Origin of the sequence: Burkholderia sp. MS455, from assembly GCF_016899445.1 — a bacterium.
Classification (GTDB): domain Bacteria; phylum Pseudomonadota; class Gammaproteobacteria; order Burkholderiales; family Burkholderiaceae; genus Burkholderia; species Burkholderia pyrrocinia_C.
Genome location: NZ_CP041779.1, coordinates 363,354 through 377,678 on the forward strand (window position 1 = coordinate 363,354; position 14,325 = coordinate 377,678).

A 14,325-nucleotide genomic window follows, 5' to 3' on the forward strand; every position below is an offset into this window, starting at 1 on the left:
CCGCGGGTTGACGTGACTTCAGCATAGCCCGCGCACGGCTGTTCCGAGCCGATGCTGGCCGTTCGGCCGACTGTCGGCCGAACGCGCCGCTTTGCAGAATCAGGTCTCGGAAACGCGGCGTGGGCCGCGACGATCGCGGGAGGCCGGGATGGCGGGACGATGGGGGGCGCGGTTCGCGCAGGGCAGGCACGGGGCGACGGGAATCGACGTCGGTGCGGACGAGGTGAGGGTGGTCGCGCTGAGCCGGCGCGCCCGTGCTGTCGATGTGCGCGTCGAGGGGCTCGAGCGGGAGCCGGTCGGGTTGGCGGGCGGGCCGGAAGACGCGCGCTGGGCGGCGGTCGCGCGCTCGCTGTCGGCGGCCGTGTCGCGGCTGTCGGCGGCGAGTGTGCGGTGCGAGGCGTGCGGCGTGATGGCGCTGTGCGATGAAGAGATCCGTACCGCGACGCTCGACCTGGCCGGGCGTGGCGACGTCGAGGATGCCGCTCGGCAGGCGGCCGAGCGCATTTCGGGGCTGGCGCCGGACAGCCTCGCGTTCGACTGGCGGCAGGATGGCGGCGCGCAGTCTGGCGAGATCGAGGTCGCGGTGGCCCCGCTGGCGCTGCTCGAACGGCGGATCGACGTGGCCGCCCAGGCCGGTGTCGACCTGACGGCCGTCGACGGCGAGTCGGCGGCCGCGCTGCGCGCGTTGCGTTATGCGGCGCAGTTCGAGCTCGACGCGCATGGTCCCTATGCCGCGCTCTGGTTCAGCGACTCGGGCGTGCGAGCGTGGCGGGTCGACGGTGCGCTGGCCGCGCAGGTGCTCGCGCTGTCAGGCGGGGCGCCGGAGGCGTTCACCGACGCATTGCGCCAGCGCGTGCTCGGGGCCGTGCGTTGCGTACTCGTGGCCGGGGACGAGCGGTGCATCGCCCGCTTCGGGACGTCCGTCGCCGATATCGGCGACGTGCTCGGCGCGGTTGCGGTGCCGTTCGACTGCACGGGCTGGGATGGGCAGCCGTGCCCGCCCGCCGGCATGCCGGGCGGCCCTGCATTCGCCGTCGCGTTCGGGCTGGCGTTGCGCGGGGTGTGGGAATGATGACCGGTCGCATGCCGGCACGCGCGTCCGGGCCGGCTGAGGTCGTTCGTGCGGGGCTCGGCGGTTTCAACCTGCTGCCGTACCGCGAGCGGCTGGCGCAGGCGTTGCGACGTCGCCGGGCCGCGCAGTGCGGGACGGCAATCCTGCTCGGCGTGCTCGGCGCCGGTTTGTGGACGGGCGCTGCCGCATGGCTGCGGTGGCGTGTGGACGCCGAGCACGTAAGCGTGGAGACGCGGCTGCGGCAGTTGCAGCCGCGGGTGGAAGTTGCGACGCGCGCCGCCAGTGCAGCAGCCGCCGCCGCTCGGCGCGGCGCGCAGGCAGCCGAACTCGCCGCGCCTTACCGGCGCGTCGCAGCGCTGCTGGCGACGCTGGCGCAGGTGCGAGACGACGCGGTTCGGCTCGACACGCTGCGCACGACACCGACGGGTGCCGAACTCGATGTGCGCGCCACGAGTTACCGCGCGGCCGAGCGATGGCTCGCCGGGATGGCGCGCGAGCAGCGGGACTGGCGGATCGATATCGACGCGTTGAAGCCTGCTTCGGATGCACCGGTCGCGTCGACAGGGATGCCGTTCCGGTTCTCGGTCCAACTGCGCTGGCGCGATGCGATGTCGTCGCGGAAGGCGGCGGGAGGCGGAGCATGATGGCGATCGCGCATCGGCCTGCGCCGCGCGGCGAAGCATGGCTGCGCGGCATGCGGCGCGTGTCGCCCGAGGCTGCCCATGCGGCCGGCTGCGCGCTGGCGTTCGCAGCCGTGCTGGCAGGGGGAATTCATCTGGCGAATACCGCCGACTGGAGCGGGCTCGCGCACAGTCGCACGTTGCTGGCAGAGGCGCAGGTGCGTGAGGCCGATGCACGGCGCGTGCTTGCGGCCGCCGGGCAGCGGCGCGACGCAGGTCCGGCACCAGCGCGCGATGACCGCTTGTCGCCTGTGCCGGAATGGGGCGTGCTGATGCTCGAACTGGCCGATCTCGCAGCGTCGAGCGGGCTGCGTCGCGTATCGATCGAACCGCAGCAAGCCGGCGGCGCGGCGCCGGACGGCCGGCGCACGGTGCGTGTCGTCGCGGATGGCGGTTTTCGCGCGTTGTTGCACGTGGTCGGCGGGCTGGCGAGCTTCCCGGTGCTGGCGGTGCCGTCGGCGCTGTCTGTCGAGCGAGGATTGCAGGCGGCGCGCGTGGAAATGTCCGTCGACGTTTTTCCGGCGCTGCCGGCTGCAACGGGCGCTGGCGGCACGGTGGCGGTTCCGGCAGCGGCGCTCGACGAGGACCCGTTCGACACGGCTGGTTTGTCCGCAGCGGATGGTCAGGCTGCCCGCCTGGCCGGCACGATTCGCGACGCGCGCGCCGGTCTCGCGCTGTTCGACGGCGGCGACGGCACGTTCACCGCCGTGGCGCCCGGCGAAGCGCTCGGGGCTGCGCGCGTGGTGCGTGTCGAGCCCGCGGCCGTGACGCTCGCGACGGCGGACGGGGCGCACCGGCTCGTCCTCGATGACGGAGGCCGGCCATGATGAAGTACGGATGTCGGGCACTCGCCGTCGTCTGGGCCGGATTGACGGCGGCCGGGGCAAGCGCGTCATTGCCACCGCTGCCGGCCGTCTGGCCAGCAGCGGCGATGGATGCGCAGGTGCCGGGCCTGCCGCCGCCCGGAGGCTTGGCCGACGGCATGGACGATGCCGTGTCGGCGGGGGGCGGCCCGCAACGGTTCGATCACGCGGCTCACGCGGCGCGTCAGGCAGAAACCGCCGCTCCGGCTCCCCGGCTGGAGGGGCCGCCGATCCCGTTGGCGCCGCCGGCCCGGATGAGCGACGACGCGGCACGGCAACCGGGCGATGCGAACGACGCGCGTCGAATCTCGCTGAATCTGCAGGGCGTCGGTCTCGCAGCTGCATTCGACGCGTTCGCCCGGTTCACGGGGCTCAATATCGTCGTCGGCGAGCAGGTGCGCGGCACCGTCACGTTACGTCTGAACAATGTTCGCTGGCGCGATGCATTCGACACGCTGCTCGACACGCACGGGCTCGCGATGTCGCGGCGCGGCAACGTGATATGGGTCACGCCGGCGGCCGAACTGGCCGCGCGCGAACGCGAGCGCTTCGAGATGCATGCGCGGGCCGCCGATCTGGAGCCGCTCGCGAGCCGTACGTTTGCGCTGCACTACCCGCGCGCGCAGGACGTGCAACGGCTGCTGACCGGCGCGACCGGCCAGCGCCTGCTGTCGAAGCGCGGCGCCGCGGCGGCCGATCCGCGCACGAACCTGTTGTTCGTCACCGATCTCGAACCGCGTATCGTGCAGATCGCGGGCCTGATCGATGCGATCGACCGGCCATCGCGGCAGGTCCGGATCGAGGCGCGCATCGTCGAGGGCGAACAGGGCTTCTCGCGCAACCTCGGCGCACGAGTCGCGCTGCGTGCGCAGGGGCGCCCGCCGTCGGGCGACGGCACCACGTTCACGGCGGACGCGCGCAACGCGCTCGACCTTGCCGCGCGGCCGCTCGGCGGTTTCGAGGCGGCAACCGCCGGCTTCACGCTGTTTGCCGCGCCGCTCAGCCGCGTACTCGACATCGAACTGAGCGCACTCGAAGCGCAAGGGCGGGGACAGATCGTTTCGCGTCCGCGCGTGGTGACCGCCGATCGCGTCAAGGCCATCGTCGAGCAGGGTTCGGAGCTGCCGTACCAGGCGAAGATCGGCAACGGCGTGAGCGGCGTGCAGTTCCGCCGCGCGACGCTCAAGCTCGAGGTCGAGCCGCAGATCACGCCCGACGGGCGCGTGGTGCTCGACCTGGACGTGACGAAGGACAGCGTCGGCGAGCCGACGGCGGCCGGCCCGGCTATCCATACGAAGCACGTGCAGACGCGCGTCGAGGTCGAGGACGGCGGGACGGTCGCGATCGGCGGGATCTACGAGCAGCTGCGCCGGAACGATGTGACGCGCGTGCCGCTCTTGGGCAAAATACCGATTCTGGGCGCGCTTTTCCGGCACCGCGCGCAGCGCGACCAGCGCAGCGAACTGGTCGTCTTCATCACGCCGACCGTCGTCGATGCGCGCTGCGATGCGCGCGGCGCGGCTGGCGCGGATCACGACAAAACGGGGCCGGAAGCCGCCGGCGCAGGCTCGACAAGGCAGCCGCTTTGCCAGTAAGCTGCGCCACACACCAGCAAGATTGAAGCAGAGGAAGCCGTTGCAAGCGCGGGACCCACATGCAAACGTATTTTTCGTCGGCCTTATGGGAGCGGGTAAGACCACCGTGGGCCGTGCGGTCGCGCGTCGTCTCGACAGGACGTTCTTCGACTCCGACCACGAAATCGAGGCCCGCACGGGCGCGCGCATTCCGGTGATCTTCGAGCTGGAGGGCGAGACCGGGTTTCGCGATCGCGAAACGCAGGTGATCGCCGAGCTCACGCAGCGCGAGAACATCGTGCTTGCGACGGGCGGCGGCGCGGTGCTGCGCCCGGAAAATCGCGACTGCCTGAAAAGCAATGGCATCGTCGTCTATCTGCGTGCCAATCCGCACGATCTGTGGCTGCGCACGCGCAAGGACAAGAACCGCCCGCTGCTGCAGACCGAGGATCCGAAGGGGCGTCTCGAAGCGCTCTACGACGTGCGCGACCCGCTGTACCGCGAATGCGCGGATTTCGTCATCGAGACCGGCCGTCCGTCGGTCAACGGTCTCGTCAACATGGTGCTGATGCAACTCGAACTGGCGGGCGTCATCGCCAAGCCGCTACAAGCATGATTACTGTCAACGTCGATCTGGGCGACCGCGCCTATCCGATTCATATTGGCGCCGGCCTGATCGGCCGCGCCGAGCTGTTCGCGCCTCACATCAAGGGTTCGTCCGTCACGATCGTCACGAACACGACGGTCGATCCGCTTTACGGCGACACGCTGCGCGCGGCGCTCGCGCCGCTTGGCAAGCATGTGTCGACGGTCGTGCTGCCGGACGGCGAGGCGTACAAGAACTGGGAAACGCTGAACCTGATCTTCGACGGCCTGCTGACCGGGCGCGCGGATCGCAAGACGACGCTCGTCGCACTCGGCGGCGGCGTGGTCGGCGACATGACGGGCTTTGCCGCCGCGTGCTACATGCGCGGCGTGCCGTTCGTCCAGGTACCGACGACGCTGCTGTCGCAGGTCGATTCGTCGGTCGGCGGCAAGACGGGCATCAACCACCCGCTCGGCAAGAACATGATCGGCGCGTTCTACCAGCCGCAAGCCGTGATCGCGGACATCGGCGCGCTGGCGACGCTGCCCGATCGCGAACTGGCGGCTGGTGTCGCCGAGATCATCAAGACCGGCGCGATCGCCGATGCGGAATTCTTCGACTGGATCGAGGCGAACGTCGACGCGCTGAACCGTCGCGAGCCGGCAGCGCTTGCGCACGCCGTGAAGCGCTCGTGCGAGATCAAGGCGAGCGTGGTCGCGGCCGACGAACGTGAAGGCGGCCTGCGCGCGATCCTGAACTTCGGCCACACGTTCGGCCATGCAATCGAGGCCGGGCTCGGCTACGGCGAGTGGCTGCACGGCGAGGCCGTCGGCTGCGGGATGGTGATGGCGGGCGACCTGTCGGTGCGGCTCGGCCTGCTCGACGAAGCGTCGCGGCAGCGGCTCGACGCGGTGATCGCGGCCGCGCATCTGCCGACCCGCGGGCCCGCGCTCGGCGACGCGCGCTACATGGATTTGATGCGCGTCGACAAGAAGGCCGAGGCCGGCGCGATCAAGTTCATCCTGCTGAAGCGATTCGGCGATACGCTGATCACGCAGGCGCCGGACGAAGCCGTATTCGCTACACTGGCGCAGACAACCCGGTAACGGCGGCCCGGATGCCCCGGCGCCCCTGACATGGAGGAGACGTGAGCGAGACATCCAGCAGCACACTGCCCGAAGCCGGCCGCGCATCCGCTGCGCCGGTGGCCGAGCCGCCGACGCTGGCGGCGCTGGAAGCCCATCTCGCTCCGTATGCCGCACACGCGTCGCAGTCGCGCGGCCGCCGCCATCCGGAAACGCCGCCGGCGGCGCGCACCGAATTCCAGCGCGATCGCGACCGCATCGTCCATTCGACCGCGTTTCGCCGGCTCGAATACAAGACGCAGGTCTTCGTCAATCATGAAGGCGACCTGTTCCGCACGCGCCTCACGCACAGCCTCGAAGTCGCGCAGATCGCGCGCTCGGTCGCGCGCAACCTGCGCCTGAACGAGGATCTCGTCGAAGCGATCTCGCTCGCGCACGATCTCGGCCATACGCCGTTCGGCCATGCCGGCCAGGACGCACTGAATGCGTGCATGCGCGAGCACGGCGGCTTCGAGCACAACCTGCAGAGCCTTGCCGTCGTCGACGAGCTCGAGGAGCACTACGGCGCGTTCAACGGGCTGAACCTGTGCTTCGAGACGCGCGAAGGCATTCTGAAGCACTGCTCGCGCGAGAATGCGCGCAAGCTCGGCGCGCTCGGCGAGCGCTTCCTGCAGGGCCGCCAGCCGTCGCTCGAAGCGCAGCTCGCGAACATCGCCGACGAAATTGCCTACAACAACCACGACGTCGACGACGGCCTGCGTTCCGGCCTGATCACGATCGAGCAGCTCGCGGAAGTCGAGCTGTGGCAGCGCCACTACGAGGCGGCGCTCGCCGAATTCCCGCACCTCGAAGGCCGCCGCCTCGTGCACGAGACGGTGCGCCGCATCATCAACACGCTGATCGTCGACCTGATCGACGAGACGACGCGCAATCTCGCGCGCGTCGCGCCCGCGTCGCTCGACGACGTGCGCGCCGCGCCGCCGCTCGTGTCGCACAGCGCGACGGTCGCCGCGCAGGCGGCCGCCCTCAAGCGTTTCCTCTTCAAGAACCTGTATCGCCACTACAAGGTGATGCGCATGGCGAGCAAGGCGCAGCGCGTCGTCACGGGGCTGTTCGACGCGTTCATCGACGATCCGCGCCTGCTGCCGCCGCCGTACCAGTCGGACGACGCAGCGCAGCAGCCGCGTCTCGTCGCGCACTACATCGCCGGAATGACCGACCGCTTCGCGCTGAAGGAATACCAGCGCCTGTTCGTCATCAACGACAACTGACTGTCACAAACGATCACTAGACTTCGCCGGTTCAATGGCGACGGGAATGTTGCATACGCTGTTGGTAACGTTTTCATAGGAGAGAGGTCGATGAAGAAGAAGCCTGCGGGGACCATGGTTCGTTCGATCGCGCTCGGCGGCGCGCTGATGTTCGGAGTGCAGCACGTGGCGCTCGCCGCGACGGAGATCCAGTTCTGGCATGCGATGGAGGCCGCGCTCGGCGAGCGGGTCAACGCGATTGCCGAGCAGTTCAACGCGTCGCAGAGCGACTACAAGATCGTGCCGGTCTTCAAGGGCACCTACGACCAGGCGCTCGCGGCCGGCATCGCCGCCTATCGCAGCGGCAACGCGCCGGCGATCCTCCAGGTCTATGAAGTCGGCACGGCCACGATGATGCAGGCGAAGAAGGCCGTCGTGCCCGTCTACGACGTGTTCAAGCAGGCCGGCGTGCCGCTCGACGAAAAGGCGTTCGTGCCGACCATCTCGAGCTATTACAGCGACGCGAAGACGGGCCACCTCGTGTCGATGCCGTTCAACAGTTCGACGCCGGTGCTGTACTACAACAAGGACGCGTTCAAGAAGGCCGGGCTCGACCCGAACCAGCCGCCGAAGACGTGGGCCGACGTGCAGGCCGATGCCGAGAAGCTGCGCAAGTCGGGGATGGCGTGCGGCTTCACGACCGGCTGGCAGGGCTGGATCCAGCTCGAGAACTACAGCGCATGGCACGGGCTGCCGTTCGCGAGCCGCAACAACGGCTTCGACGGCACCGACGCCGTGCTCGAATTCAACAAGCCGCAGCAGATCGCGCACATCGCGTTCCTGCAGCAGATGGCGAAGGACGGCACGTTCACGTACGCGGGCCGCAAGGATGAAGCGTCGGCGAAGTTCTACAGCGGCGACTGCGGGATCCTGACGACGTCGTCGGGCGCGCTCGCGAACGTGCAGAAATTCGCGAAGTTCAGCTACGGCACGGGCATGATGCCGTACGACGCGAGCGTGAAGGGCGCGCCGCAGAACGCGATCATCGGCGGCGCGAGCCTGTGGGTGCTGGCCGGCAAGGATCCGGCGACCTACAAGGGCGTCGCGAAATTCCTCGCATACCTGGCATCGCCGGCCGTCGCCGCGAAGTGGCACCAGGACACGGGCTACCTGCCGGTCACGACGGCCGCGTACGACCTCACGCGCCAGCAGGGCTTCTACGCGAAGAATCCGAGCGCCGAAACCGCGATCAAGCAGATGCTGAACAAGCCGCCGCTGCCGTACACGAAGGGGCTGCGTCTGGGCAACATGCCGCAGATCCGCACGATCGTCGACGAGGAGTTCGAACAGGTCTGGGCGCAGAAGAAGTCGTCGAAGGACGCGCTCGATTCGGCGGCCTCGCGTGGCGACGAGCTGCTGCGCCGCTTCGAGAAGTCGGGCGGCTGAGCACGCATCGCTTCGTGCCGCCGGCCGCGCCGCGCTTGCGCGCGTGCGGTCCGGCGGCGCGGTTTCCTTTCCGTTTCGCCTGACCGGATATCCGCGATGCAATCCCGTTCCCGCTTCGGTACGAGCCTGGTGCCGTACCTGCTGATCGCGCCGCAGCTCGCGATCACCGCCGTGTTCTTCCTGTGGCCGGCCGGCGTCGCGCTGTGGCAGTCGACGCAGATGCAGGACGCGTTCGGCACGTCGAGCGAATTCGTCGGCTTCGCGAACTTCACGCACCTGTTCGCCGATCCGCTGTATCTCGATTCGTTCCGCACGACGCTCGTGTTCAGCTCGCTCGTCACGGTGAGCGGGCTCGTCGTGTCGCTGCTGCTCGCCGCGTGCGCCGACCGCGTGACCCGCGGCGCGCGCGCGTATCGCACGCTGCTGATCTGGCCGTACGCGGTCGCACCGACGATCGCGGCCGTGCTGTGGGCGTTCCTGTTCAACCCGAGCATCGGGCTCATTACGTATGCGCTCGCGAAGGGCGGCATCGTGTGGAACCACGCGCTGAACGGCGGGCAGGCGATGTTCCTCGTCGTGCTCGCGTCGGTGTGGAAGCAGGTGAGCTACAACTTCCTGTTCTTCTACGCGGGCCTGCAGGCGATCCCGCGCTCGCTGATCGAGGCGGCGGCGATCGACGGCGCGGGGCCGGTGCGGCGTTTCTTCCACATCGTGCTGCCGCTGCTGTCGCCGACGAGTTTCTTCCTGCTGGTCGTGAACCTCGTCTACGCGTTCTTCGACACGTTCCCGGTGATCGACGCGGCCACCGGCGGCGGCCCGGCGCAGAGCACGAAGACGCTGATCTACAAGATCTTCGCGGAGGGCTTCCAGGGGCTCGACATCGGCAGCTCGGGCGCACAGTCGGTCGTGCTGATGATCATCGTCGTCGGGCTCACGGTGATCCAGTTCCGCTTCGTCGAACGCAGGGTGCAATACGCATGATCGAAAATCGCAAGGGTTTCGACCTGTTCTGCCACGCGGTGCTGGTCGCGGGCATCGTGCTGATCGTGTTTCCTGTCTACGTCGCGTTCTGCGCGGCGACGATGAATGCGCAGGAAGTGTTCACGGTGCCGCTGTCGCTCGTGCCGAGCACGCATCTGTTCGAGAACATCGCATACATATGGGGGCACGGCAGCGGCGGCACGACGGCGCCGTTCGGCCGGCTGCTCGTGAACAGCTTCGCGATGGCGCTCGGCATCGCGGTCGGCAAGATCGCGATGTCGATCCTGTCCGCGTACGCGATCGTCTATTTCCGCTTCCCGTTTCGCAACACGGCGTTCTGGCTGATCTTCGTCACGCTGATGCTGCCGGTGGAAGTGCGGATCTTCCCGACCGTGCAGGTCGTGTCGACGCTGCACCTGACGAACACCTACGCGGGGCTCACGCTGCCGCTGATCGCATCGGCGACCGCGACGTTCCTGTTCCGCCAGTTCTTCATGACGCTGCCCGACGAGTTGATGGACGCCGCGCGCATCGACGGCGCGGGCGCGCTGCGCTTCTTCTGGGACGTCGTGCTGCCGCTGTCGAAGACGAGCATCGCGTCGCTGTTCGTGATCACGTTCATCTACGGCTGGAACCAGTATCTGTGGCCGATCCTGATCACGACGGAGGCGTCGCTGTCGACGGCGGTGGTAGGCATCAAGACGATGATCGCGAGCGGCGACGCCGCGACCGAATGGCAGTACGTGATGGCGGCGACGCTGCTGGCGATGATGCCGCCGCTCGTCGTCGTGCTGGCGATGCAGCGCTGGTTCGTGCGCGGCCTCGTCGATTCCGAGAAATAAATGACGGACGGCAACCGGGAGAAAGACCAAGTATGGCTGCGCTGAGCTTGAAGGGCGTCAGGAAATCCTACGACGGCAAGCAGCATGTGCTGCATGGCATCGACGTCGAGATCGCCGACGGCGAATTCATCGTGCTGGTCGGCCCGTCGGGCTGCGGCAAATCGACGTTGCTGCGGATGATCGCGGGGCTCGAGAGCGTGACGGATGGCGAGATCGCGATCGGCGAGCGCGTCGTCAACGCGCTGGAGCCGAAGGATCGCGATATCGCGATGGTGTTCCAGAACTATGCGCTGTACCCGCACATGACGGTCGCGCAGAACATGGGCTACGGGCTGAAGATCCGCGGGATCGAGCGTGCGGCGATCGACTCGCGGGTGGCCGCGGCCGCGAAGATCCTCGAGCTCGAGCCGCTGCTCGCGCGGCGGCCGCGCGAGCTGTCGGGCGGCCAGCGGCAGCGCGTCGCGATGGGGCGCGCGATCGTGCGCGAGCCGTCGGTGTTCCTGTTCGATGAACCGTTGTCGAACCTCGACGCGAAGCTGCGCGTGCAGATGCGGCTCGAGATCCAGCGGCTGCATGCGCGGCTCGCGACGACGAGCGTCTACGTGACGCACGACCAGATCGAGGCGATGACGCTCGCGCAGCGCGTGATCGTGATGAATCGCGGCTACGCGGAGCAGATCGGTGCACCGGTCGACGTGTACGAGAAGCCGGCGACGGTGTTCGTTGCGGGCTTCATCGGTTCGCCCGCGATGAACCTGATGCACGGCCGGCTGTCGGACGACGGCGCGACCTTCACGGTCGCGGGCGGCGGCCCCGCGCTGCCGGTCGCCGGCGCGCCCGGTATCGGCGCCGCGATCGCCACCGGGCGCGACTGGGTGCTCGGCGTGCGCCCCGAACACATGACGCCGCAGCCGGGCGTCGCGCAGGCGACGCTGCCCGTCGACTCGTGCGAGCTGCTCGGCGCGGACAATCTCGCGCACGGCCGCTGGGGCAATCACGACGTCGCGGTGCGCCTGCCGCACGCGGACCGTCCGGCGCGCGGCACGGCGCTGGCGGCCGCGCTGCCCGCGCACCGGCTGCATTTCTTCGATCCCGAAACCGGCAAGCGTGCCGGCTGAACCTGCTGCATTTGCCGAGAAACCGACGATGATTTCCCGTACCGACTGGCCTTATCCGCGCGTCGTCGCCCATCGCGGCGGCGGCACGCTCGCGCCGGAGAACACGCTCGCCGCGCTCGACGAGGGGGCGCGACGCGGTCACCGGATGGTCGAGTTCGACGCGAAGCTGTCGGCTGACGACGTAACGTTCCTGCTGCACGACGACACGGTCGATCGGACCTCGAACGGCCAGGGGGCGGCGGCGGGCATGCGTTATGCGGCGCTGGCCGCGCTCGACGCGGGCGCGTGGCTCGACGCGCGCTTCGCGGGCGAGCGGATGCCGACGCTCGAGGCGGCGGCGGCGCGCTGCATCGCGCACGGCCTGGCCGCGAATGTCGAGATCAAGCCGTGCCCGGGGCGCGAGCGCGAGACGGGGCAGCGCGTGGCGGCCGATGCGGCCGCGTACTGGCGTAATGCCGAAGTGCCGCCGCTGCTGTCGTCGTTCTCGTTCGATGCGTTGCAGCAGGCGCGCGCGACCGTGCCGGCGCTGCCGCGCGGAATGCTTTACGAGGCCGTGCCGGACGACTGGCATGCTCAGGTCGTCGGCGCGCTCGGCTGCGTATCGTTGCATGCAGACCACAAACGGCTCGACGAACCGCTCGTGCGTGCGATCAAGGCGGCCGGGCTGCGCGTCCTGGTGTACACGGTGAACGACCTCGAACGGGCGCGCGAACTCGCGCGCTGGGGCGTCGATGCGGTCTGCACGGACCGGATCGACCTGATCGCCCCCGATGCGCTGGATGACATCGCGTAGCGGTCGGTCCCGCGCGACGGTGGGTGCGGGAAGACCCTGAGGCAAAAAAACGACGCCCCGGCGGGAATCCCGCCGGGGCGTTTTGCATTGTGGAGACGTTACGTCACGAAAATTCCGCTACAAATTGCAGCAGGATTAACCATTCCCCAAATATTCGACTACGCTTAGAAGCGGTAGCCGACGTTCAGGTACGTGACGATCGGATTGAGCGAGATCTTCGCTTTCGACGTTTCGGTCAGGGTGCCGACCGGCGTCCGGCGGGCCGTCGTGAAGGTTGCGGTCACGCTGACCGGGATGTACGAGATCGACAGGCCCGCGAACCAGTGTTTCGTGAAGTTGTACGTGAAGCCGGCGTTGAAGACGGGCGCCCACTGGTTGCTGGTCGTTGCGCTGGTCGGGCCGCCGAGCACGCCGTTCTCGAACGTGCCGTTCGTGATCTTTGCGCCGGTGAACCAGATATACGTCGCGCCGACGCCGACATACGGACGGAACTTCGCGTTGGCGTCGTTGAAGTGGTAGCGAAGCAATACGGCGGGGCTCCACTGATACGCACGGCCGAGTACGCCGAACTTTTCGAACTGACCCTTGCCTGTAATGTCGAACTTCGGCGGTATCCCCATGACGAGCTCGGTGGAGATGTGGTCGGTGACGAAGTAGCCAGTTGCGAGTCCAAGCGTGTCGGCGTCGTTGATGCCGGCGCCCGTGTTGGGAATCGATTGGTTGATGGGCGTGCCGCCGACGCCGTACACGAACAGCGGGTCGCTGCTGTCCTGCGGGGCCAGATGGAACCAGCCGGTACTGACGTAGAAATCACCTGCGGATTGTGCATGTGCCGTACCGCCCGCAAACGTGAATGCGAGCGCTGCGGCCCCCGTAATGGCCAGTTTTCGTTTCATTGTGTCTCCTCCGATCAAAGGCGTGCTCATTATGACGACTGCGTTTAAAACCAAACAAGCTCGTAAGTTAGAGTTTTCACCCTAGGATTAGTACGACCGTACGTATCCGCGCACCGACAGGGCGGGCATTCTACGCAGGTGTGCATTTTCGGACCTCCGGGTATTTCCTAACGCGTTCAAACGGACATTCAGCATGGCACGGCTAGCACGACTCTACGTTCCCGACCAGCCGCAGCACGTGATACTGCGCGGCCTGGATCAGCAACCCGCGTTCGTCGACGACCAGGACTACGAACTCTTCATCGATTGCCTGAAGGCCGCCGCGCGCGATCATCACCTGTCGGTGCATGCCTATGTGCTGCTGCCGCGCCAGGTGCAACTCCTCGTGACGCCGAGCGACGAGGCGAGCCTGCCGAAAGCGATGCAGGCCGTCGGTCGCCGCTACGTCGCGCATTTCAACCGGCGCTATTCGCGGCGCGGCACCCTGTGGGAAGGCCGCTATCGCGCGACCGTGATCGAAGGCGAGCGCTATTTCCTGCTCGCGAGCCGCGTGGTCGAGATGAGCCCGGTGCGCTCGCAACTCGTCGCGACGCCCGAAGCCTATCGCTGGTCGAGCTACCGGCATCACGTCGGGCTCACCGTCGACAGCCTGATCACCGACCATCCGCTCTACTGGGCGCTCGGCAACACGCCGTTCGACCGCCAGCGTGCGTACAAGGAGCTGTGCGAGCAGCCGCTCGACGAGCGGCAGGCCGACCAGTTGCAGCAGGCGACGCTGAAGGGCTGGGTGCTCGGCGGCGAGAACTACCGCGAGTGGGCGGCGCGCACCGCGAACCGGCGCGTGTCGCCGCTGCCGCGTGGACGCCCCAGAAAGGTGCGTGAGAACACGCCGCCGATCCAGCAGTAACGCGGGAACGGCAGCCGGGAAGCGGCGCTGCGGGCGCCGCTTCTTTTTGCACCAAAACTATACGGCCCCAATAAAACAGCACCAGATCGAAGCATCCGTTTAATTGGGGTTCGATCAATCGGTTTTTGTTGCTATTCCTTTGATTCGTCGCGTATATTCCGAATTCCGGTGGCCCGGGCGAAGCATGCCCACCCACTGTCGGCCGTGCCGTCTCCCGTCGGGAGCGGGATCG

14 protein-coding genes are annotated in these 14,325 nt (G+C 68.0%); 13 read left to right on the forward strand and 1 reads right to left on the reverse strand.

The annotated features are described in order from the left end of the window. Positions 1-148: 148 nt before the first annotated feature. The 12 genes from FPJ27_RS20825 to ugpQ all read left to right on the forward strand — a co-directional run bounded on the left by FPJ27_RS20825 (position 149) and on the right by ugpQ (position 12,290). Entirely contained in the window at positions 149-1,072 is a 924-nt protein-coding gene (locus FPJ27_RS20825) for a competence protein ComA (protein ID WP_204425483.1), read from the forward strand. Next, positions 1,072-1,716 carry a fimbrial protein gene (locus tag FPJ27_RS20830; protein WP_239483390.1) on the forward strand — a complete coding sequence of 215 codons (645 nt, stop codon included), beginning with the start codon at positions 1,072-1,074 and terminating at the stop codon, positions 1,714-1,716. Before FPJ27_RS20825 ends, FPJ27_RS20830 begins: the two co-directional genes overlap by 1 nt. Beyond that, a complete protein-coding gene (locus tag FPJ27_RS20835; RefSeq protein WP_204425485.1) occupies positions 1,713-2,579 on the forward strand; it encodes a pilus assembly protein in 867 nt (288 codons plus the stop codon). The genes FPJ27_RS20830 and FPJ27_RS20835 overlap by 4 nt, the downstream gene beginning before the upstream one ends. Further along, positions 2,576-4,210 carry a type IV pilus secretin PilQ gene (pilQ, locus tag FPJ27_RS20840; RefSeq protein ID WP_204425493.1) on the forward strand — a complete coding sequence of 545 codons (1,635 nt, stop codon included), beginning with the start codon at positions 2,576-2,578 and terminating at the stop codon, positions 4,208-4,210. Before FPJ27_RS20835 ends, pilQ begins: the two co-directional genes overlap by 4 nt. Before the next feature lie 40 nt (positions 4,211-4,250). Then, a complete protein-coding gene (gene aroK / locus FPJ27_RS20845; protein ID WP_204426334.1) occupies positions 4,251-4,805 on the forward strand; it encodes a shikimate kinase AroK in 555 nt (184 codons plus the stop codon). Then, positions 4,802-5,881, forward strand: a complete 1,080-nt coding sequence (gene aroB / locus FPJ27_RS20850) for a 3-dehydroquinate synthase (RefSeq protein ID WP_204425495.1) — start codon at positions 4,802-4,804, stop codon at positions 5,879-5,881. Before aroK ends, aroB begins: the two co-directional genes overlap by 4 nt. 65 nt (positions 5,882-5,946) lie before the next feature. Beyond that, positions 5,947-7,131: a deoxyguanosinetriphosphate triphosphohydrolase gene (locus FPJ27_RS20855; protein ID WP_239483391.1), complete on the forward strand. Its 1,185-nt coding sequence runs from the start codon at positions 5,947-5,949 to the stop codon at positions 7,129-7,131. A gap of 90 nt (positions 7,132-7,221) precedes the next feature. Continuing rightward, positions 7,222-8,556 (forward strand): sn-glycerol-3-phosphate ABC transporter substrate-binding protein UgpB, encoded by a 1,335-nt coding sequence (ugpB, locus tag FPJ27_RS20860; RefSeq protein ID WP_204425497.1) that lies wholly within the window; start codon positions 7,222-7,224, stop codon positions 8,554-8,556. A 96-nt stretch (positions 8,557-8,652) separates the two neighbouring features. Further along, positions 8,653-9,537, forward strand: a complete 885-nt coding sequence (ugpA, locus tag FPJ27_RS20865; protein WP_204425499.1) for a sn-glycerol-3-phosphate ABC transporter permease UgpA — start codon at positions 8,653-8,655, stop codon at positions 9,535-9,537. Beyond that, positions 9,534-10,379 carry a sn-glycerol-3-phosphate ABC transporter permease UgpE gene (gene ugpE, locus FPJ27_RS20870; protein ID WP_072443849.1) on the forward strand — a complete coding sequence of 282 codons (846 nt, stop codon included), beginning with the start codon at positions 9,534-9,536 and terminating at the stop codon, positions 10,377-10,379. Before ugpA ends, ugpE begins: the two co-directional genes overlap by 4 nt. Before the next feature lie 32 nt (positions 10,380-10,411). Then, entirely contained in the window at positions 10,412-11,497 is a 1,086-nt protein-coding gene (locus FPJ27_RS20875) for a sn-glycerol-3-phosphate import ATP-binding protein UgpC (RefSeq protein ID WP_204425501.1), read from the forward strand. A 28-nt stretch (positions 11,498-11,525) separates the two neighbouring features. Next, a complete protein-coding gene (gene ugpQ / locus FPJ27_RS20880) occupies positions 11,526-12,290 on the forward strand; it encodes a glycerophosphodiester phosphodiesterase (RefSeq protein ID WP_204425509.1) in 765 nt (254 codons plus the stop codon). A 164-nt stretch (positions 12,291-12,454) separates the two neighbouring features. Here the strand turns inward: ugpQ and FPJ27_RS20885 are convergent, their stop codons facing one another. Beyond that, a complete protein-coding gene (locus tag FPJ27_RS20885; protein ID WP_072443852.1) occupies positions 12,455-13,186 on the reverse strand; it encodes an OmpW family outer membrane protein in 732 nt (243 codons plus the stop codon). 193 nt (positions 13,187-13,379) lie between these two features. On the opposite strand from FPJ27_RS20885, the gene FPJ27_RS20890 reads away from it, so the two are divergent. Further along, the gene (locus FPJ27_RS20890; protein WP_027783329.1) at positions 13,380-14,093 is read left to right on the forward strand and encodes a transposase; all 714 of its coding nucleotides are present in this window, start codon (positions 13,380-13,382) and stop codon (positions 14,091-14,093) included. Positions 14,094-14,325 lie beyond the last annotated feature (232 nt).